The organism is Pseudomonas sp. FG13 (assembly GCF_057809755.1).
Window position 1 is genome coordinate 57,913 of the sequence record NZ_JBMDKO010000001.1, and the last position, 19,738, is coordinate 77,650.

Consider the following 19,738-nt stretch of genomic DNA (forward strand, 5'->3'; position numbering starts at 1 on the left):
GAGCAAGGCTTGCCCGCGATACAGACGGTGCGCTCCTTCAGAAATCGAGGCGTCTTGTCGCGAGCAAGCTTTGCTCCCACAGTGCGGGGATAAATCCCCTTGGCACAGAGCTGTGTTCACACTGAACTTACCGACCACTCCCGAGAACTGACGATGACCGACACCCCCCATTTCCCGCTCTCCGCCGTGGTCGGCGCCGATGACCTGAAACTGGCGCTGTGCCTGGCCGCCATCGATCCGAAAATCGGCGGCGTGTTGATCGAAGGCCCCCGGGGCATGGCCAAGTCGACCCTGGCCAGGGGCCTCGCGGACCTGCTGGCCAGCGGGCAGTTCGTCACCTTGCCCCTGGGCACCACCGAGGAGCGCCTGGTGGGCACCCTCGATCTGGACGCTGCCCTGGGAGAAGGGCGCGCGCAGTTCTCTCCCGGTGTGCTGGCCAAGGCCGACGGTGGCGTGTTGTACGTCGATGAAGTGAACCTGCTGCCGGATCACCTGGTGGACCTGCTGCTGGATGTCGCTGCCAGCGGTACCAACCTGATCGAGCGCGACGGCATCTCCCATCGGCATCCGGCGCGGTTCGTGCTGATCGGCACCATGAACCCGGAAGAAGGCGAGTTGCGCCCGCAACTGCTCGACCGGTTTGGCCTGAACGTGGCCCTCGACGGTCACACCGTACCGGCCGAGCGTGGACAGATCATTCGGCGACGGCTGGATTACGACAGCGATCCCGTGGCGTTTTGCGCGCAATGGGCATCGGCCCAGGGCCAACTGCGCGAGCGCTGCCAGAACGCTCGCGAGCGCTTGTCACAGATTCCCCTGGACGATCAGGCCTTGGCGCAGATCACCGAGCGCTGCTTTGCCGCCGGCGTCGATGGCTTGCGCGCGGACCTGGTCTGGTTGCGGGCCGCACGGGCCCATGCGGCCTGGCGCGGGGCGCCGGTTATCGCCGCCGAAGACATCGATGCGGTCGCCGAGTTTGCCTTGCGCCACCGTCGGCGTGGGCACTCAGCCCCGGCACCTTCGCCGTCCCAGGCACCCTCGGCTGGCGACCGGGTCGCCGAGCCAAGCGAAAGCCAGGGCCAGTGGGGCGATCTGCCGGCCCAGGCGCTACCGACCGGTGCCCGGCGTGACGTGCCGAGCTGGCCAAAAAAGCCCTAGGCATTCGCCCCCGCTCGGCTGCGGGGGCGAATGCCAGACCCCGTACGGGGCCGTTGCAGCAGGGGCGCCATGGGCGTAGCAAAGCCGCCGCCAGCGGCGTGGTGAACTGGCCGGGCACCTTGTTGAACGGTCGTCCGCGCCTGCGTGAAGACCTGCGTTGGCAGGCACGTCATCGCTCGCCCCATGAACTCTGGCTGGTGATCGTCGATGCGTCGGCTTCGACCCGTCGTCATCGGGCCTTGAGCGATGGCAAGGGCCTGCTGGCGCAGCTGTTCGACGACGCCTACCGGCAACGTGCCCGGTTGGCGCTGCTGACGGCCAGCGGCAGTGTCCCGAACTGGCAAGTGCAGGGACTCAAGGCCTCGGCCGGGTTGCGCGACTGGCTCGACGGGCTGGGCGCCGGTGGCGGTACGCCGTTGCTGGCGGCGCTGCAGGAGGCCGGTCATTGGCTGGTCGCCCGGCGCAAGCGCTACCCGGCGGAGCAGCAGAGGGTGTTGCTGATGACGGATGGGCGAGTAAAGGAGGGCTTGCCGCTGCCGCCGCTCGACTGCCCCTGCCTGTTGGTCGACATCGAGCGAGGCCCGATCCGCCTGGGTCGGGCCCGGCAGTTGGCGGGGCAGTTGGGGGCGGAGTATCGGCATATTGATGATGGGGTACCTGACTGATATCCGTTGGTTGGATGGGCCCCATCGCGAGCAGGCTCGCTCCCACATGGATGTGCTGTGAATACATGATTGATCTACGCCACAACTCCCTGTGGGAGCGAGCCTGCTCGCGATAGCATCACCTCGGTCCCCGATCTACCCCAGTCGAATCCCTGATCTATGCTGAGGCAACTTCACAGGAGTGAACCATGCGCATACTCGTCACCAACCCCCAGGACGACTTCCGGGTCAAGGCCTATGCCGGCACCAATGGCGTGCTGCTCGCCATGGACCTGGCCGAACCGCGGCGCAAGGGCCTGCTGGGGTTTGCTATCGAGAAGCAGCAGGGCGACAAACCCTGGCTGTTCCTGTTCAACAGCCTGACGTTCCCCGACAAGGCTCACACCTTCCCCCAGTTCCACGCCACCCCCAGCGACAAGGCGCCTTTGCAGAAATTTCGCTGGGCCGATTACGCCGTCAATCCCGGTGTGACCATCCATTACCGTGTGCATCTGGCCTATGGCAGTCCCGATGCGCCGCAATTGGGAGAGTCCCTGGAGGTCACGGTCACCAGCGATAACGGACAGCCGGCCAACCAGCGAGTGATCTTCAATCGTGCCGTGGCCGCCAGCCAGGCGTTCCAGCGCAAGTTTCCCGAGCTGGATGCGTTGATCAGTGCCAACCGGAACCTGTCCATCGACGATTGGCCCGATGCGCCGCGTCGCTGGCTGGAGAACGGCCTGCTGGGGCGCCTGACCGGTTTCATCGACCGGGCGTTGGACGCCACTTGGGCCCTGGATGTCGCCATCTACGAGTACGAGCTGCCGGTGATCGTCGAGGCGGTGAATGCCGCATTCGCCCGTGGCGCGCAGGTACGGGTGCTGTACCACGCCGAGCCGGGCGACGACACCACGCTGCGCAACGAGGCCAGCCTGGAAAAACTGCCGGTGGCCAACAAGCGTGGGCGGGTGACCAAGAATATTTTCCACGACAAGTTCATCGTACTGAGCAAGGTTGATGGCGACGGTTCATTGCATCCCGAGGCTGTGCTATGTGGCAGCACCAACTTCACCGCCAACGGCGTCTACCGCCAGGCCAACGTCGTTCACGTGCTGGATGACCCTCGGGTAAGTGACAGCTATCGCCAGGTGTTCGAGCAGATTTGGGCCGCGCCACAGGACGTCGATGCCACGCGTCAGTGGCTGAACCGCAACAACCCCATGAACCCGGACGAACCGCTGTTCGTCGGCTTCTCGCCACGGACCGGAGAGGGCGACCTGGACCGTTTCGTCGACATCATCAAGGCCGCTCGCAAGGACCTGCTGTTCGTCACCGCCTTCGTCCTGCCCGACCGGATCCTCGACGCCTTGCTCGGCCAGCCCAACGACGACGTCCTGCGCTACGGCCTGCAAAACACCACCAGCCGCATCACCGGGTTCCATGCCGACCGCACCGCCGAATTCGCCGCCACCGCGCTGCTCAACACCGGGCTGGAAGGCTGGCTCAGGGAAAACATGAAAGGCCAGAAAGGCAACCTGCTGGTGCACACCAAAGCCATCGTTACCGACTTCACCAGCGATACGCCGACCATCATCAGTGGCAGCCATAACCTCAGTGACGCCGCCAGCGGCGATAACGATGAGAACTACCTGATCATCCAGGGTGACACCGACCTGGCCGACCGCTACGGGTTGGAGCTGCTGCGTTTCTACGAGCATTACCGCTTTCGTTATTTCGCCAGGAAGCTCGCGCTCAAACAGGTCAAGCCGCTGGCGGTGGATGACAGCTGGAGCGATGACTATTACCGCGACGGGGATCTGCGGATGTTGTCGAGGGTGAGGTTTTGCGGGCGCTAGGTGCAGGAAGTATGAAGTGCTAGCATAGGGCCATCTATCAGCCTGGAAGCTGCCATGAACCCTTGCTACGGAATGCCCGGTCTGCTTCGCGCCAGTGTCGCCGCTCTGTTGTTGATTTTCTGTTCGTCCACTGTTGCTGCCAATACGCCGTGTTCCGGACGCAAGGGCGGGATCGCTGGATGTGACGGTGATACGTTTCTGTGCAACGACGGCTCCATCAGCGCGTCGAAAAAATCCTGCTCCGCTGTGCTGGGACTTCGCAACGAGGCCCGGCCGCAATCGTTGCTCAAACAGGCCGATGGCTGCCAATGCGGTAGCGGAAATTACTGCGTTGGCCCCCGAGGTGGGGTGTATTGCCTCACGCCTGGGGGCAGCAAAAGCTACAAGCGCAAATAACCCCCTGTGGGAGCGAGCCTGCTCGCGAAGGCGGCATGACATCCACCATCAACTCAAGCTGAACCACCGCTATCGCGAGCAGGCTCGCACCCACAGAGGGCATGCGGCACCGGTTTGGGGCCTTGCTACCCGCGCGTCGTAGCCAACGGTAGCAGTCTCGGGATCACGTCCCAAGTCGTCCACGCGCGGCCGATTTCTCCATCTCCCTGATTCCATTCACTTTCCGTTTTCCTCGCCCATGGGTCTCAAGCCTGTGGCACACTTTCTGCTGTCTATTCCGTTGTTACATACTATGTTCCGGTATAGCGGAATAAACCCATCCTGGAGTGCTTGCCATGCATCGCCGACCTTCCTTGTTTAAAGCGTGTGTTTTTCTCTTCGCGGCCACGACGGCTGCCATGGGTGTCGCTCAGGCGGCCGACAGCAAGCTGGACAGCGTGCTGCAACGGGGGAAATTGATCGTGGGCACGGGCAGCACCAACGCGCCGTGGCACTTCCAGGGAGCGGATGGCAAGTTGCAAGGGTTTGATATCGACATCGCACGGATGGTCGCCAAGGGGCTGTTCAACGATCCGACGAAAGTCGAGTTCGTGGTGCAGTCTTCCGATGCGCGGATTCCCAACCTGCTGACCGACAAGGTGGACATGAGCTGCCAGTTCATCACCGTGACCGCCAGCCGTGCCCAGCAAGTGGCCTTTACCTTGCCGTACTACCGCGAAGGCGTGGGCCTGTTGTTGCCGGCCAACAGCAAGTACAAGGAAATCGACGACCTCAAGGCCGCTGGCGACGGCGTCACCGTCGCGGTGTTGCAGAACGTCTACGCCGAAGAGTTGGTGCACCAGGCGCTGCCCAAGGCCAAGGTCGACCAGTACGACAGCGTCGACCTGATGTACCAGGCGGTGAACTCCGGTCGTGCCGACGCGGCAGCCACCGATCAGTCCTCGGTCAAGTACCTGATGGTGCAGAACCCTGGCCGCTATCGCAGCCCGGCGTATGCCTGGAGTCCGCAAACCTATGCCTGTGCGGTCAAGCGCGGCGACCAGGATTGGCTGAACTTCGTCAACACCACCTTGCATGAAGCCATGACCGGCGTCGAATTCCCCACCTACGCCGCGTCGTTCAAGCAATGGTTTGGCGTCGACCTGCCGTCGCCGGCCATCGGTTTCCCCGTTGAGTTCAAATGACCCCGTGAGCCCGGGGCACCCCATGCGGGCGCCCCGTCGAAGGTACTGCCGACCATGAACTATCAGTTGAACTTTGCCGCCGTCTGGCGCGATTTCGACACCTTGCTGGCGGGGCTTGGCCTGGGGCTTGCCCTGGCGCTGGTGTCGATCGCCATCGGTTGCGTGATCGGCCTGGCCATGGCATTCGCGCTGCTCAGCAAGCACCGTGTCTTGCGCGTGCTGGCGTCGGTGTATGTCACGGTGATCCGCAATACGCCGATCCTGGTGCTGATCCTGTTGATCTACTTCGCCTTGCCGAGCCTTGGCATTCGCCTGGACAAGCTGCCGTCGTTCGTCATTACCCTGTCGTTGTACGCCGGGGCTTACCTGACCGAAGTGTTCCGCGGTGGGTTGATGAGCATCCACAAGGGCCAGCGAGAAGCGGGCCTGGCGATTGGCCTGGGCGAGTGGCAGGTGAAAGCCTATGTCACCGTGCCGGTGATGCTGCGTAACGTGTTGCCGGCCTTGTCGAACAACTTCATTTCGCTGTTCAAGGACACCTCCCTGGCGGCGGCGATTGCCGTGCCGGAGCTGACCTATTACGCCCGCAAGATCAACGTGGAGAGCTACCGGGTGATCGAAACCTGGCTGGTGACCACGGCCCTGTATGTCGCGGCCTGTTATCTCATTGCCATGCTGCTGCGGTATTTCGAGCAGCGCCTGGCGATCCGCCGTTAGGAGCGTCCCATGTACGAATCCCCCAGTTGGTTGCATGAGCTATGGGTTGCCCGGGATACGCTGTGGGCCGGGTTCCTGACCAGCGTGCAATGTTCGGTGCTGGCGATTTTGCTAGGCACCTTGATTGGCCTGGTTGCCGGACTGGTGCTGACCTACGGCCGTACCTGGATGCGCGCGCCGTTTCGCTTCTATGTCGACCTGATTCGCGGCACGCCGGTGTTCGTGCTGGTGCTGGCCTGCTTCTACATGGCCCCGGCGCTGGGCTGGCAGATCGGCGCGTTCCAGGCCGGTGTCCTGGGCCTGACGCTGTTCTGTGGTTCCCACGTGGCCGAGATCGTGCGCGGTGCCTTGCAAGCGTTGCCCCGTGGGCAGATGGAAGCCAGCCAGGCCATCGGCCTGACGTTCTTCCAGGCCCTGGGTTATGTGCTGCTGCCCCAGGCATTGCGACAGATCCTGCCGACCTGGGTCAATTCCTCCACCGAGATCGTCAAGGCCTCGACCCTGCTGTCGGTGATTGGCGTCGCCGAACTGCTGCTCAGCACCCAGCAGATCATCGCCCGGACCTTCATGACCCTGGAGTTCTACCTGTTCGCCGGGTTTCTCTTTTTCATCATCAATTACGCCATCGAATTACTCGGGCGGCACATTGAAAAGCGGGTGGCCTTGCCATGACTGACGTTTCGACCCTCTCCAACGCCCAGCCGCTGCTCGACATTCGCGGCCTGCGCAAACAATACGGCCCACTGGAAGTGCTCAAGGGCGTCGACCTGAGCATGCAGCGCGGCAACGTCGTCACGCTGATCGGCTCCAGCGGTTCGGGCAAGACCACACTGCTGCGCTGCGTGAACATGCTGGAAGAATTCCAGGGCGGGCGGATCATGCTCGACGGTGAGTCCATCGGCTATGACGAAGTCGACGGCAAGCGTGTGCGCCATCCCGAAAAAGTCATCGCCCGGCACCGCGCGATGACCGGCATGGCGTTTCAGCAATTCAACCTGTTTCCCCATCTGAGCGCGTTGCAGAACGTCACCCTGGGTCTGCTCAAGGTGAAAAAACTGCCCAAGGACGAAGCGGTGGCCCTGGCCGAGAAGTGGCTGGAGCGGGTCGGCCTGCTGGAACGCCGCAACCACTTTCCCGGTCAGTTGTCCGGTGGCCAGCAGCAGCGGGTGGCGATTGCCCGGGCGATTGCCATGAACCCCAGTCTGATGCTGTTCGACGAAGTCACCTCGGCCCTCGACCCGGAGCTGGTGGGCGAAGTACTGAACGTGATCAAGGGCCTGGCAGAGGACGGCATGACCATGCTGCTGGTGACCCACGAAATGCGTTTTGCCTTCGAGGTCTCCGACAAGATCGTCTTCATGAACCAGGGCCGAATCGAAGAGCAGGGCCCGCCGAAGGAACTGTTCGAGCGGCCGCAGTCACCGCGTCTGGCGGAATTTCTCAAGAACACTCGTTTTTAATCCATTGAACAAGGAGATCCACCCATGAGCATCAAGCGCTACGGTACCGGCAGCACCGCGGGTGGCGGTCAGCCACGACCCTTTGCCCGCGCCGTCGAGGCCGATGGCTGGCTGCACGTGTCCGGACAGGTGCCTGCGGTAAACGGCGAGATCATCGCCGGCGGGATTGTCGAGCAGACTCATCAGACCATGAAGAACGTGATCGCCATTCTCGAAGAGGCCGGTTACGAACTCAAGGATGTGGTGCGCTGCGGTGTGTGGCTGGACGACCCGCGCGACTTCTGGAGTTTCAACAAGGTGTTCGGCGAATACTTCAGCCCCGAACACGCGCCGGCTCGGGCCTGTGTGCAGGCGAGCATGATGGTGGATTGCAAGGTCGAGATCGATTGCGTGGCCTACAAGAAAAAGTGAGGCCATCGCGGGCAAGCCTTGCTCCCACAAGATCAAACTGTGCCTGTGGGAGCAAGGCTTGCCCGCGATAGCGATCTACCAGACGCCACCGCTGTCTGGTTACACTCGCGGCCAACTGAATGGGAACCCAAACATGACCGAAGACACCATCAAACGCCGGGCCCGGGGATTGGATCGGGCGTTCGATATCCTCGATTTCCTCAAGGAGATCGGCCAGCCGCTACGCCCGAACGACATAGCCAGCGGCATCGGCAGCCCCAAGTCCACGGTCTACGAGCTGGTGGCATCGCTGCTGGAACGGCGCATCCTCGAGCCGGTGGGCAAGGACGGCCACGTCTACCTGGGCCGCCAGTTGTACTTTCTCGGGCAGGCGCACTTGCGGCATTTCGATTTGAGCCGCGAGGCCGATCATGCCTTGCAGGAGATCGTCAGCCAGACCCGGGAAACCGCGCAGATGTGCCTGCTCAACGGACGCAAGTACACGGTGGCGCTGATGAAGGAGGGCGAGCGGCATTTCCGCATTTCATCGGACATCGGTGAAAACGCGCCCATCCCCTGGACCGCCTCCGGCCGCCTGCTGCTGGCGCATCTGAGCGACCAGCAGATCGTCGACCTGATCGACCCCGACGACTTCATCCTGCCGGACGGCGAGCGTCTGCCGGTGGAGCAGTTTCTCAAGGAGATCCGCCAGGCCGGCCTCGACGGATTCTTCTCCTTCGACAGCGTCGCCGACACCTTCACTCACTGCTTCGCCGCACCGGTCAAAGACCCCGATGGCGTGGCCATTGCGACCCTGTGCATCGTCGCCCCCCGGGCCGACGCCAAGAACAATTACGCCGACTACCGCCGGGTGCTGATCGACAGCGCCAACAACCTGGCCCGGCGCATCAATGAATAGACAATAGCGGTCACCCACGACCGCGAGAGGAGTTCGACCATGTCTTCTGCCATTCAGGACGCAGCCGTAGAGAAGGGCGCCGCCACCGTCGGTGCCTACCTGTTGCGCGACGTCAGCCTGCCGGCGCTGGTGCTGCATCGCGACGCGTTGGAACACAACATTCGCTGGATGCAACAGTTCGTCAGCAACAGCGGTGCCGAGCTGGCGCCCCATGGCAAGACCAGCATGACCCCGGCGCTGTTCCGCCGGCAGCTCGAGGCGGGCGCCTGGGGCCTGACTCTGGCCACTGCCGTGCAAACCCGTGCCGCATACGCCCACGGTGTGCGGCGGGTGCTGATGGCCAACCAGTTGGTGGGCACGCCGAACATGGCTCTGATCGCCGATCTGCTGGCCGACCCGACGTTCGACTTCCACTGCATGGTCGATCATCCGGACAACGTTGCCGACCTGGGCGAGTACTTCGCATCCCGCGGTGCGCGGCTGAATGTGATGATCGAGTACGGCGTAGTCGGTGGTCGCTGCGGTTGCCGGAGCGAGGCCGAAGTATTGGCCCTGGCCGAGGCGATCCGGGCGCAACCGGCGCTGGCCCTGACCGGTATCGAAGGCTACGAAGGGGTAATCCACGGCGACCACGCCGTCAGCAGTATCCGTGCATTCGCGGCGTCCCTGGTGGGGTTGGCGGTGCAGTTGCAGGACAGCGGCGCGTTTGCCCTCGATAAACCGATCATCACGGCCTCGGGGTCGGCCTGGTATGACTTGATCGCCGAATCCTTCGAGGCCCGCAACGCCCACGGGCGTTTCCTCAGCGTACTGCGTCCCGGCAGTTACGTGGCCCACGACCATGGCATCTACAAGGAGGCCCAGTGCTGCGTACTGGAACGGCGCGGCGACCTGCACGAAGGTCTGCAGCCGGCACTGGAGGTCTGGGCTCATGTGCAATCACTGCCGGAGCCGGGCTTCGCGGTCATTGCCCTGGGCAAGCGCGACGTGGCCTACGACGCAGGGCTGCCGGTGCCGCTCAAGCGCTACAAGCCCGGATCTGACGTGATAGCCGGCGACGATGTGAGTGGCTGCAAGGTGACGGCGGTGATGGACCAGCATGCGTTCATGACGGTGGCGCCGGGAGTTGAGTTGCGGATCGGCGACATCATTGCGTTCGGTACTTCCCATCCATGCCTGACCTTCGACAAGTGGCGGGTGGGATGCCTGGTGGATGAGCAGTTGCGGGTGGTCGAAAGCATGGAGACCTGTTTCTAGCCTTGGGACCGAGTCGTTGCCATCGCGAGCAGGCTCGCTCTCACAGGGGGAATGCGTTTCAAATGTGGGAGCGAGCCTGCTCGCGATGACGGCCTGCCAGACACCACCGAATCATCAGGATTATCCATGAGCAACCCGAAACCCCGCATCGCCCTGATCGGCGAGTGCATGATCGAACTGCAACAACGCGCCGACGGTAGCCTGCAGCAGAGCTTCGGCGGCGACACCCTGAACACGGCGGTCTACCTGTCCCGCGCCTTGGGCGACAGGGCGTCGGTGGATTACGTCACGGCCCTGGGCGATGACAATTTCAGTGATGCCATGTGCCAGAGTTGGGCCGAGGAGAACATCGGCCTGGAACGGGTCCAGCGCTTGCCCGGCCGCCTGCCCGGGCTGTATTGCATCCAGACCGATGCGGCCGGTGAGCGACGGTTCTTGTACTGGCGTAACGAAGCGGCGGTGCGCGATTGCTTCACCACGCCGGCCGCCGCGCCGATCCTGGCGGCGTTGCCGGATTACGATGTGCTGTATTTCAGCGGCATCACCCTGGCGGTGCTGGGCGAGCAGGGGCGCGGCAAGCTTGTCGAAACCCTGGTCGAGGCGCGTCGGCGAGGCGCCCAGGTGGTGTTCGACAATAACTATCGACCAAGGCTCTGGGCCTCGGTCGATGCCGCCCGCGCGGCCTATCGCAGTGTATTGCCTTATGTGGAACTGGCCCTGCTGACCGTGGACGATGAGCAGGCGTTGTTTGGTCATGCCGACAGCGACGCGGTGTTCGCCGCCTACGAACAGCTTGGCACCCCGGAAGTGGTGCTCAAGCGCGGTGCCGAGGCTTGTCTGATCCGGTGCGATGGCCAGTCGTATGAAGTGCAGGGCCAGCGGGTCGAACGGGTGGTGGACACCACGGCGGCGGGGGATTCGTTCAGCGCCGCGTACCTGGCGCGCCGTTTGATGGGCGGGAATCCGGTGGAGGCGGCCGAGGCCGGGCATCTGTTGGCGAGCCGGGTGATTCAGGTGCCGGGGGCGTTGATTCCCCGGTCATGAACCCGAAACAAGCTCTTATGTGGGAGCGAGCCTGCTCGCGATGGCAGTGTGTCAGTCGCCATCAATATCAACTGATCCACCGCTTCGCGAGCAGGCTCGCTCCCACATGTGATCTGCGTTGGGCTCGACATCAATCCCGATAAAACACCTGCACCAGGTGATACCCGAACTTGCTCTTGATCGGCCCATGCACCACCCGCAGGGGCTTCTTGAAGATCACCGCATCGATCACGCCGACCATCTGCCCCGGCCGCACTTCACCCAGGTCGCCGCCGCGTTTGCCGGAGGGGCAGGTGGAGTATTTCTTTGCCAGCACATCGAACGCTTCGCCCTTGGCAATGCGTTGCTTGAGCTGTTCGGCTTCTTCGGCGGTTTTCACCAGGATATGGCGGGCTTGGGCTTTCATCGCAGCGGTGACCTGAACAAAAGGGGGCGATTATGCCTCAACTCAGGACACATGGTTGATCATCGTCCGAATCTTGCTCGCCAGCAGGTCGAGGGTGAAAGGCTTGGCGACCATGTCCATGCCCTGTTCCAGGAAGCCCTGGCGTTCGGCGGCTTTCTGCGCATAACCGGTCATGAACAGCACCTTCAGATCGGGCCGGTGCTGGCGGGCGATTTCCGCCAGTTGCCGGCCATTCATGCCGGGCAGGCCGACGTCGGTGACCAGCAGGTCGATGCGCTGGTCTGACTCCAGCAGCGGGAGGGCGGTCTTGGCGTCTTCGGCTTCAAGGGCGGTGTACCCCAGCGTCTGCAACAGATCGAGCACCAGCATCCGCACCGCCGGCTCGTCTTCCACCAGCAAGACGGTTTCTCCTTCGATCGCGGCCGGAGCCTCTACGGTCGCGGCCTGTGTCGGTTGTTCGACGGGGGCCACCCGGAGCCGCGGCAGGTACAACTGCACCCGTGTGCCCTGGCCCGGTACGCTGTCCAGGTGCAGCAGTCCACCCGACTGTTGGGCAAATCCGTAGATCATCGACAAACCCAGGCCGGTGCCCTGGCCGATGGGCTTGGTGGTGAAGAACGGGTCGAAGGCCTTTGCCAGCACGGACGGGGTCATGCCGCTGCCATTGTCGCTGACGGCAATCATCACGTAATCCCCGGCCTTGACCGGTTCCAGGGTGCTGATATCGCTGCCGTCGAGGTAGATATTGGCGGTCTCGACGGTCAGTTCGCCGCCGTCGGGCATGGCGTCCCGCGCGTTGATCACCAGGTTGAGCAGGGCGTTTTCCAGCTGGCTGGCATCGGTGCTGACGGGCCACAGCTCGTCGGCCAGTTGCAGCCGCAGCGCGATGTGATCACCGGTGGTGCGACTCAGCAGGTCTTCCAGGGACAGGACCAGGCTGTTGGCGTCCAACGGTTTGCGGTCCAGGGACTGGCGCCGGGAAAAGGCCAACAGTCGATGAGTCAGGGCAGCGGCGCGATTGGCCGATGACACCGCCGCTTCGGTAAAGCGTCCGATCTCGTCGACGCGGCCGTTGGCGATGTAGCGCTGCATCAGGTCCAGGCTGCCGAGAATGCCGGTGAGCATGTTGTTGAAGTCATGGGCGATGCCTCCGGTGAGCTGGCCCACGGCTTCCATCTTCTGGGCATGGCGCAGCGCTTCCTCGGCGCGCTCGCGTTCGAACATCTCGTTTTGCAAGCGGTGGTTGGCTTCGGCCAGTTGCTGGGTTCGGGCGATCACCCGTTCTTCCAGGGTTTCGTTGAGGTTGCGCAGGGCTTCCTCGGTTTTCTTGCGCTCGGTTTCGTCGATCACAAAGATATAAAAACCGTTCACGGCGCCGTCCGCGCCATGGCGGGGCAGGTAGTTGGTCAGCGCATGCCGCGGCCGGCCATCGCGGTGGTCCGACTGGACGGCGAAGCTGCACGGTTTGCCAGCCAGGGCCGCGGCAATCTGTTCGGCGCGAGCTGCATAGCCTTCCTTGCCGATCACTTCGCGAATGGTCTTGCCGTAGAGTTCCTGCGGAGTCAGGCCATACCAGTCCAGGTAGGCGCTGTTGTTCAGGCGGAAGCGTTCTTCGTGGTCCACGTAGCTGATGAGGATCGGCATGGCGTTGATGATCAGTTGCAGCTCGGTCTGGCTCTGGCGCAAGGCTTGTTCGGTGCGCTTGCGCTCGGTCAGGTCCAGGGCCGCGCCGAGAAAACGCTTGGGGCGACCATGGCGATCCTTGTAACAGCGACCGCGCACGAACACCCAGCGCAGTTCGCCGTCGGCCTGCAACAGGCGGTACTCCTCGGCATATTCGGTGCCGTGGGTGATGCAATGCTTGATGCTGCGGGCGACCATCGCCCGATCCTCGGGGTGCACTCCTTCAAGGTAGGCGCTGATGGGCAACTGCCGGGACAGCGTCGGATCGACACCGTGCAACAGGGCGAAATGCGCATCGGCGATGAAGCGGTCTTCGCTGATGTCCCAGTCCCAGGTGCCCAGCGTATCGGCGGCGGCCAGGGCCAGTTGCAGGCGCTCCTCGCTTTCCTGCTGGGCCTTGAGGCTGGCCTCGGAACGACGTTCGAACTCCAGGGCCAGGCGCCGCCGCTCGCTGGTCTCGATGGCCGTGACCAGGATGCCGGCCACGGCGCCACTTTCGTCACGCACGGGGCTGTAGGTCAAATCCAGCCAGAGATCGCAGAGGCGGCCGGCGAAAGGCAGGCGCCACTGCTGGTCGCGGCTGGTGTGGGTGCGGCCTTGAAACACGTTGTGATAAATCGCTGCATTCGTGCTTTTGAGTTCAGGCCACGCCAGATGGGTCGGCTGGCCGAACGCCTGGGGATGCTTGTCGCCGGCCAGTCGGGAGAAGGCATCGTTGTAGAAATGGATCAGTTGCGGCCCCCACAGCAAGGCCATCGGCATCGGCGAGTGCAGCACGATGTCCACGGCGGTGCGCAGGCTCTGGGGCCAGGTTTCGGCAGGGCCCAGCTGGCTGGAGCTCCAGTCCAGTCGCTCGATCAGGCGCTGTGTGCCGCTGCTGGCGGGTGTTGCGTTCATCACGGAATCCCTGGGTGTCGTGTCACGTCGACTATCCTCTGAAGGAGGTAAGCGCGGGTTGGTCTGCAGAGGTACGTGTTCGGGTCAGCTTGTTTCATTGAAGTCTCGCGGAAGTTTCAGTCCATGGAAATCGATCCCTTGTTACGCATCCTGGCCAGCCAGGAAGGCTCCGATCTTTACCTGTCCACCGGGGCACCGCCCTGTGCAAAATTCGAGGGTGTGCTCAAGCCCCTGGGCAACCAGGCGTTCAAGGTCGGTGATATCGCCGGGCTCGCCGAGTCTCTGATGGACGCCGAACAGCGCCTTGAGTTCGATCGGGAATTGGAAATGAACCTGGCCATTTCCCTGTCCGGTGTCGGGCGATTCCGGGTCAATATCTTCAAGCAGCGCAACGACGTGTCCATGGTGATCCGTAACGTCAAGCTGGACATTCCGCGCTTCGAGGACCTGAAGCTGCCCAAGGTGCTGCTGGACACCATCATGCATAAGCAGGGATTGATGCTGTTCGTCGGCGCGACGGGGTCAGGCAAGTCCACCTCCCTGGCGGCGTTGATCGATTATCGCAATCGCAACAGCAGCGGCCACATCATCACCATCGAGGACCCGGTGGAGTATATCCACCGGCACAAGAAGTCGATCATCAACCAGCGCGAGGTCGGTGTCGACACCCGCAGTTTCCATGCCGCCCTCAAGAACACCTTGCGCCAGGCACCGGATGTGGTGCTGATCGGCGAGATTCGCGACCGTGAAACCATGGAACACGCCCTGGCCTTTGCCGACACCGGCCATCTGGTGATTTCCACCTTGCATGCCCACAACGCCAATCAGGCCTTGGACCGGGTGATCAACTTCTTCCCGGAAGAACGTAGGCCGCAATTGTTGAGCGACCTGAGCAACAACCTCCTGGCATTCGTTTCCCAGCGCCTGGTGCGCACCCGTACCGGCCAGCGCCGGGCCGCGGTGGAGGTCATGCTCGGCTCGCCCACGGTGGCCGACCTGATCCGGCGCAACGAGCTGGGCGAACTCAAGGGCATCATGGAAAAGTCGGAAGAACTGGGCATGCAGACCTTTGACCAGGCCCTGTTCAGCCTCGTGGTCGAAGGGGTGCTCGATGAGGAAGAAGCGCTGAAGAACGCCGATTCGGCGAACAACCTGCGCTTGCGGTTGAAACTGCATGCCGAATCGGGCGCCGCGCCTGCGGCCGATCCGGCGGCGGGGGAGTGGGGGTTGATGGATTGATCCAGTCGGGCGCTCGGCCCTGTGGCGAGGGGATAAATCCCCTCGCCACAGAAAGCGGTTTTGTGTGGTGCCTAGGTGGCCAGCTCCGGCCGATCCCGAAACTGCTCCAGCGCCTCCGGGTTGGCCAGGGCGTCGGTATTTTTCACCGCTTCGCCGTGCACCACATTGCGTACCGCCAGCTCCACCACCTTGCCACTGATGGTCCGCGGAATGTCGCTGACCGCCAGGATCTTCGCCGGTACATGGCGTGGCGTGGTATTGGCCCGGATGACCTGGCGGATCCGCTGCTCCAGGGTGTCATCGAGGACTACGCCCTCTTGCAGGCGCACGAACAGCACCACCCGCACATCACCCTGCCATTGCTGGCCGATGGCGACGCTGTCCAGCACCTGTTCGACCTTTTCCACCTGTCGATAAATTTCCGCCGTCCCGATGCGCACGCCACCGGGGTTGAGCACCGCGTCGGAGCGGCCATGGATCAGGAAACCGCCATGGGGCAGCTCCTCGGCGTAATCGCCTTGGGCCCACACGCCGGGAAACTGGCTGAAGTAGGAGGCGCGCAGTTTTTCCTGCTGGGGGTCGTTCCACAGGCCAATGGGCATCGCCGGGAAATGCCGAGTGCACACCAGTTCACCTTTCTCGCCGATGACGGCCTGCCCGGCCTCGTTCCAGACCTCTACCGCCATGCCCAGGCTCTTGCCCTGCATTTCGCCGCGCCGCACTGCCGACAGCGGGTTGCCGTTGACGAAGCAGGACACGATGTCGGTGCCACCGGACATCGAGGCGAGGCAGACGTCGGGCTTGAAGTCGCGGTAGACGTAGTCGTAGCTGTGGGGCGCCAGCGCCGAGCCGGTGGACAGCAAGGTCCTGAGGCTGCCCAGGTCGTGGGTCTGCCAAGGCTTCAAACCCTGGCTCTCCAGGGCGGCCAGGAACTTGGGGCTGGTGCCGAACACGCTGATGCGCTGTTGGTCGATCAGGTCCAGCAAGCGCTCGGGGCCGGGGTGGAACGGTGAACCGTCGTAGAGCACCACCGCGCTGCCGACGGCGAGGGCGGACACCAGCCAGTTCCACATCATCCAGCCGCAAGTGGTGTAGTAGAACAGCCGATCCTCGGGGCCGAGGTCGACGTGCAGGCCATGTTCCTTGACGTGTTGCAGCAGTACGCCGCCGGTGCCATGGACGATGCACTTCGGTACGCCGGTGGTGCCGCTGGAGTACAGGATGTACAGCGGATGATCGAACGGCACGGCGACGAATTGCGGCTCGCCACCGGCTTGGTAGAACCCGTCCCACAGTGCGACGCTGGCCGGGGTCGTGAAGTCTTCGGCGCTGGCATCCGGCTGGGCATAGGGCAGCACGATGAGTTGCTGCAGCGACGGCAGCCGTTCGAGGATCTCGTTGACCTTGGGCCGTTGGTCGATGACCTTGCCGGCGTAGCGGTAACCGGCGCAGGTGATCAGCACCTTGGGTTCGATCTGGCCGAAGCGGTCGATCACTCCCTGGGTGCCGAAATCCGGCGACGAACAGGACCAGATCGCCCCCAGGCTGGTGGTGGCGAGCATGCCCACCAGGGTTTGCCAGGTGTTGGGCATGCACGCGGCGACGCGGTCGCCTTGGGTCACACCGGCCGCTTGCAGGCTTTTCTGCAGGCCGGTGACGTGGGCGGCGAGTTCGGCCCAGGTCAGGTGTTCCTGGCCGCCATTTTCGTCGATGGCCACCACTGCCGTTGCTGTATCGCGACGGCGCAGCAAATGCTCGGCAAAGTTCAGCGTCGCCCCGGGGAACCAGCGGGCGCTGGGCATTTGCGCACCTTCCACCAGTACCTCGCTGGGCGCCTGGTGAAAGCGAATCTCGAAGAAATCGACGATGGCCTGCCAGAAGGCTTCGCGCTGGTCGATGCTCCAGGCGTGAAGGGCGGGATAGCCACTGAGTTGCAGGTGATGCCGTTCGTTGACGAACCGGCGAAAGGCGCTCATGCGCGACCGCGCGATGCGTTCGGGGCTGGGTTGCCAGAGGGTGTCGGACATGGCGTATCTCTTATTCTTTATGTACACGCAAACTATAGAGCGAGCCGGAGCTTCCGGGATCAACTTCCTGTGGGAGCAAGGCTTGCCCGCGATGAGGTCGATACGGTTCACCTTGGAATCGAGATACCTTCATCGCGGGCAAGCCTTGCTCCCACAGGGTTCACACAGGTTACTGGGCCAACCACCCACCATCGATATTCCATGCCGCGCCACGCACCTGGCTACCGGCTTCGCTGCAGAGGAACAGCACCAGTTCTCCCAGTTGCGGCGGGGTGACGAAATCCAGGGACGGCTGTTTCTCGGCCAGCAGGTCATGCTGGGCCTGTTGCGGGTCGACGCCGCTGGCGATGCGGTCGTCGATCTGCTTCTGCACCAGCGGGGTCAGCACCCAGCCGGGGCAGATGGCGTTGCAGGTGACGTTGCTGGTGGCGGTTTCCAGGCCGACCACTTTGGTCAGGCCGATCACCCCGTGCTTGGCCGCGACATAGGCGGCCTTGCCCACCGAGCCGACCTGGCCGTGTACCGAGGCGATATTGACGATCCGCCCCCAGCCCTTGCTGCGCATGCCTGGCAGGCTCAGGCGGGTGGCATGGAACACCGAGGACAGGTTGATGGCGATGATCGAGTCCCAGCGCTCCACCGGGAAATCCTCGACAGCGGCCACATGCTGGATGCCGGCGTTGTTCACCAGAATGTCGACGCCGCCGAACTCGCGCTCGGCGTAAGCGAGCATATCGGCGATCTGGGCCGGATCACTGACATCGGCCGGGTGATGGCCCACCTTGCCACCGAACTGCTGCACTTCGGCGATCACCGCCGATGCATCGCCAAAGCCGTTGAGGATCAAGTCGGCGCCGGCCTTGGCCAGGCTCAGGGCAATGCCCAGGCCGATGCCGCTGGTAGAACCGGTGACCAGGGCGGTTTTGCCGGAAAGAGTTGTCGTCATAAGAACCTCATACAATGCCAGTGGCGTAAAACACACCGATCACCACGAAAACCGCGAGGGTCTTGATCAGCGTAATGCAGAAAATGTCTTTGTAGGCTTCACGGTGGGTGAGCCCGGTGACCGCCAGCAGGGTGATCACCGCGCCGTTGTGAGGCAGGGTGTCCATGCCGCCGCTGGCCATGGCCGCTACCCGGTGCAGCACTTCCAGGGGGATATTGGCGGCGTGGGCGGCGTTGATGAAGGTTTCGGACATCGCCGCCAGGGCGATGCTCATGCCGCCCGACGCGGAACCGGTGATGCCCGCCAGCAGCGTCACGGTCACGGCTTCGTTGACCAGTGGATTGGGGATGCTCTTGAGCCAGTCGGCCAACACCAGGAAGCCCGGCAGCGAGGCGATGACCGCGCCGAAGCCGTATTCCGAGGCGGTATTCATCGCCGCGAGCAGCGCACCGCCCACCGCACTTTTACTGCCTTCGGCCAGCTTGCTGCGAATGGCCCGGAAGCCGAACAGCAGGACCATGATGATGCCCACCAGCAGCGCGGCCTGCACCGCCCAGATCGCGGTGAGCTTGGCGACGTCGCTCGTCACCGGTGCCGCCATGCCCGGCAGCGCCAGGCTGTGGGTCTTGCCGTACCACTGGGGGATCCACTGGGTGAACAGCAGGTTCATGATGCCGACCGCCAGCAGTGGCGAAACGGCGATCCACGGGTTGGGCAGCTTGATGTCTTCGGCCGTTTCCGGCTCGTTGCGCAGTTCGGTGCCGTAGCCTTCGCCCACGCGCTGGGCCTTGTTGCGCTGGCGTTGCAGGAACAGCATGCCGATGCTGAACACGAACAGCGTGCCGATCACACCCAGCCACGGCGCGGCCCAAGCGGTGGTGTTGAAGAAGGTGCTGGGGATGATGTTCTGGATCTGCGGCGTGCCGGGCAGGGCGTCCATGGTAAAAGAGAACGCGCCGAGAGCGATGGTGGCCGGGATCAGGCGCTTGGGAATATTGCTCTGGCGGAACATCTCGGCGGCGAACGGGTACACCGCGAACACCACGACGAACAGCGACACGCCGCCATAGGTCAGCAGGGCGCAGACCAGCACGATCACCAGCATCGCCTGGCGCGTGCCCAACAGGCGAATCGCCGCGGCCACGATGGAGCGGGAGAAGCCCGACAACTCGATCAGCTTGCCGAACACCGCGCCGAGCAGGAACACCGGGAAATACAGTTTGATGAACCCGACCATTTTCTCCATGAACACCCCGGTGAAGGCAGGGGCGACGGCGGAGGGGTCGGTGAGCAGGACGGCGCCGAGGGCGGCGATGGGGGCAAAGAGGATGACGCTGTAGCCACGGTAGGCGGCAACCATCAGCAGCGCGAGGGCTGCCAAGGCAATGATCACACTCATGGTGTGTCTCCTGGATTGTTATTTTTGTGGTGAAGCGGTGGGAGGAGCTTTAGCGAGTTTTGTGCCAGGTTGGTAACTTGTTGAAATGTATGATGTTTCTTGTTTGGCTTGAGCAG

Annotated in this window: 18 protein-coding genes; 13 read left to right on the plus strand and 5 right to left on the minus strand. The window is 63.2% G+C overall.

The annotated features are described in order from the left end of the window. Positions 1-153 precede the first annotated feature (153 nt). From ACODTO_RS00255 to ACODTO_RS00310, 12 genes are all read left to right on the plus strand, one after another. Complete coding sequence (locus ACODTO_RS00255; RefSeq protein WP_489105813.1) at positions 154-1,158, plus strand: magnesium chelatase ATPase subunit I; 1,005 nt, start codon at positions 154-156, stop codon at positions 1,156-1,158. 53 nt (positions 1,159-1,211) lie between these two features. Further along, positions 1,212-1,823, plus strand: a complete 612-nt coding sequence (locus ACODTO_RS00260; protein WP_489105814.1) for a vWA domain-containing protein — start codon at positions 1,212-1,214, stop codon at positions 1,821-1,823. A 188-nt stretch (positions 1,824-2,011) separates the two neighbouring features. Further along, positions 2,012-3,658 carry a phospholipase D-like domain-containing protein gene (locus ACODTO_RS00265; RefSeq protein ID WP_489105815.1) on the plus strand — a complete coding sequence of 549 codons (1,647 nt, stop codon included), beginning with the start codon at positions 2,012-2,014 and terminating at the stop codon, positions 3,656-3,658. 54 nt (positions 3,659-3,712) lie between these two features. After that, positions 3,713-4,054, plus strand: coding sequence for a YdcA family protein (locus ACODTO_RS00270; RefSeq protein WP_489105816.1), 342 nt, complete (start codon positions 3,713-3,715; stop codon positions 4,052-4,054). A gap of 335 nt (positions 4,055-4,389) precedes the next feature. Next, a complete protein-coding gene (locus ACODTO_RS00275) occupies positions 4,390-5,238 on the plus strand; it encodes a transporter substrate-binding protein (protein WP_024781241.1) in 849 nt (282 codons plus the stop codon). Positions 5,239-5,292: 54 nt separating this feature from the next. Further along, positions 5,293-5,955, plus strand: coding sequence for an amino acid ABC transporter permease (locus ACODTO_RS00280; protein ID WP_053191591.1), 663 nt, complete (start codon positions 5,293-5,295; stop codon positions 5,953-5,955). 9 nt (positions 5,956-5,964) lie between these two features. Beyond that, the gene (locus ACODTO_RS00285) at positions 5,965-6,627 is read left to right on the plus strand and encodes an amino acid ABC transporter permease (RefSeq protein WP_144925750.1); all 663 of its coding nucleotides are present in this window, start codon (positions 5,965-5,967) and stop codon (positions 6,625-6,627) included. Continuing rightward, positions 6,624-7,415 (plus strand): amino acid ABC transporter ATP-binding protein, encoded by a 792-nt coding sequence (locus ACODTO_RS00290; protein WP_489105817.1) that lies wholly within the window; start codon positions 6,624-6,626, stop codon positions 7,413-7,415. The genes ACODTO_RS00285 and ACODTO_RS00290 overlap by 4 nt, the downstream gene beginning before the upstream one ends. 24 nt (positions 7,416-7,439) lie before the next feature. Beyond that, positions 7,440-7,826 carry a RidA family protein gene (locus ACODTO_RS00295; protein WP_024781238.1) on the plus strand — a complete coding sequence of 129 codons (387 nt, stop codon included), beginning with the start codon at positions 7,440-7,442 and terminating at the stop codon, positions 7,824-7,826. A gap of 133 nt (positions 7,827-7,959) precedes the next feature. After that, positions 7,960-8,724, plus strand: a complete 765-nt coding sequence (locus tag ACODTO_RS00300; RefSeq protein WP_139641972.1) for an IclR family transcriptional regulator — start codon at positions 7,960-7,962, stop codon at positions 8,722-8,724. A gap of 39 nt (positions 8,725-8,763) precedes the next feature. After that, positions 8,764-9,981, plus strand: a complete 1,218-nt coding sequence (locus tag ACODTO_RS00305) for an amino acid deaminase (protein ID WP_489105818.1) — start codon at positions 8,764-8,766, stop codon at positions 9,979-9,981. Positions 9,982-10,107: 126 nt separating this feature from the next. Next, complete coding sequence (locus ACODTO_RS00310) at positions 10,108-11,025, plus strand: sugar kinase (protein WP_489105819.1); 918 nt, start codon at positions 10,108-10,110, stop codon at positions 11,023-11,025. 130 nt (positions 11,026-11,155) lie between these two features. Here the strand turns inward: ACODTO_RS00310 and ACODTO_RS00315 are convergent, their stop codons facing one another. Further along, the gene (locus ACODTO_RS00315; RefSeq protein ID WP_003182808.1) at positions 11,156-11,431 is read right to left on the minus strand and encodes a peptidylprolyl isomerase; all 276 of its coding nucleotides are present in this window, start codon (positions 11,429-11,431) and stop codon (positions 11,156-11,158) included. A 42-nt stretch (positions 11,432-11,473) separates the two neighbouring features. Further along, positions 11,474-14,011, minus strand: coding sequence for a PAS domain-containing protein (locus tag ACODTO_RS00320; protein ID WP_489105820.1), 2,538 nt, complete (start codon positions 14,009-14,011; stop codon positions 11,474-11,476). 123 nt (positions 14,012-14,134) lie between these two features. Here ACODTO_RS00320 and ACODTO_RS00325 point away from each other — a divergent pair, with 123 nt between their 5' ends. Then, positions 14,135-15,250 carry a PilT/PilU family type 4a pilus ATPase gene (locus ACODTO_RS00325; RefSeq protein WP_489105821.1) on the plus strand — a complete coding sequence of 372 codons (1,116 nt, stop codon included), beginning with the start codon at positions 14,135-14,137 and terminating at the stop codon, positions 15,248-15,250. A 71-nt stretch (positions 15,251-15,321) separates the two neighbouring features. Here ACODTO_RS00325 and ACODTO_RS00330 read toward each other — a convergent pair whose 3' ends face one another. From ACODTO_RS00330 to ACODTO_RS00340, 3 genes are all read right to left on the minus strand, one after another. Continuing rightward, positions 15,322-17,277: an acetoacetate--CoA ligase gene (locus tag ACODTO_RS00330; RefSeq protein ID WP_489105822.1), complete on the minus strand. Its 1,956-nt coding sequence runs from the start codon at positions 17,275-17,277 to the stop codon at positions 15,322-15,324. Between the two features lie 169 nt (positions 17,278-17,446). Then, positions 17,447-18,223, minus strand: a complete 777-nt coding sequence (locus ACODTO_RS00335; RefSeq protein WP_139641984.1) for a 3-hydroxybutyrate dehydrogenase — start codon at positions 18,221-18,223, stop codon at positions 17,447-17,449. Between the two features lie 7 nt (positions 18,224-18,230). Then, positions 18,231-19,622, minus strand: a complete 1,392-nt coding sequence (locus ACODTO_RS00340; protein ID WP_139641985.1) for a GntP family permease — start codon at positions 19,620-19,622, stop codon at positions 18,231-18,233. Between the last annotated feature and the right edge of the window lie 116 nt (positions 19,623-19,738).

What these genes read in the sequence shown, in the direction of transcription:
- ACODTO_RS00280 (WP_053191591.1), top strand. Translation starts at nt 5,293, where the DNA reads ATGAACTATCAGTTGAACTTTGCCGCCGTCTGGCGCGATTTCGACACC.
- ACODTO_RS00290 (WP_489105817.1), top strand. Translation starts at nt 6,624, where the DNA reads ATGACTGACGTTTCGACCCTCTCCAACGCCCAGCCGCTGCTCGACATT.
- ACODTO_RS00285 (WP_144925750.1), top strand. Translation starts at nt 5,965, where the DNA reads ATGTACGAATCCCCCAGTTGGTTGCATGAGCTATGGGTTGCCCGGGAT.
- ACODTO_RS00300 (WP_139641972.1), top strand. Translation starts at nt 7,960, where the DNA reads ATGACCGAAGACACCATCAAACGCCGGGCCCGGGGATTGGATCGGGCG.
- ACODTO_RS00320 (WP_489105820.1), bottom strand. Translation starts at nt 14,011, where the DNA reads ATGAACGCAACACCCGCCAGCAGCGGCACACAGCGCCTGATCGAGCGA.
- ACODTO_RS00255 (WP_489105813.1), top strand. Translation starts at nt 154, where the DNA reads ATGACCGACACCCCCCATTTCCCGCTCTCCGCCGTGGTCGGCGCCGAT.
- ACODTO_RS00335 (WP_139641984.1), bottom strand. Translation starts at nt 18,223, where the DNA reads ATGACGACAACTCTTTCCGGCAAAACCGCCCTGGTCACCGGTTCTACC.
- ACODTO_RS00265 (WP_489105815.1), top strand. Translation starts at nt 2,012, where the DNA reads ATGCGCATACTCGTCACCAACCCCCAGGACGACTTCCGGGTCAAGGCC.
- ACODTO_RS00295 (WP_024781238.1), top strand. Translation starts at nt 7,440, where the DNA reads ATGAGCATCAAGCGCTACGGTACCGGCAGCACCGCGGGTGGCGGTCAG.
- ACODTO_RS00325 (WP_489105821.1), top strand. Translation starts at nt 14,135, where the DNA reads ATGGAAATCGATCCCTTGTTACGCATCCTGGCCAGCCAGGAAGGCTCC.
- ACODTO_RS00315 (WP_003182808.1), bottom strand. Translation starts at nt 11,431, where the DNA reads ATGAAAGCCCAAGCCCGCCATATCCTGGTGAAAACCGCCGAAGAAGCC.
- ACODTO_RS00275 (WP_024781241.1), top strand. Translation starts at nt 4,390, where the DNA reads ATGCATCGCCGACCTTCCTTGTTTAAAGCGTGTGTTTTTCTCTTCGCG.
- ACODTO_RS00310 (WP_489105819.1), top strand. Translation starts at nt 10,108, where the DNA reads ATGAGCAACCCGAAACCCCGCATCGCCCTGATCGGCGAGTGCATGATC.
- ACODTO_RS00270 (WP_489105816.1), top strand. Translation starts at nt 3,713, where the DNA reads ATGAACCCTTGCTACGGAATGCCCGGTCTGCTTCGCGCCAGTGTCGCC.
- ACODTO_RS00340 (WP_139641985.1), bottom strand. Translation starts at nt 19,622, where the DNA reads ATGAGTGTGATCATTGCCTTGGCAGCCCTCGCGCTGCTGATGGTTGCC.
- ACODTO_RS00330 (WP_489105822.1), bottom strand. Translation starts at nt 17,277, where the DNA reads ATGTCCGACACCCTCTGGCAACCCAGCCCCGAACGCATCGCGCGGTCG.
- ACODTO_RS00305 (WP_489105818.1), top strand. Translation starts at nt 8,764, where the DNA reads ATGTCTTCTGCCATTCAGGACGCAGCCGTAGAGAAGGGCGCCGCCACC.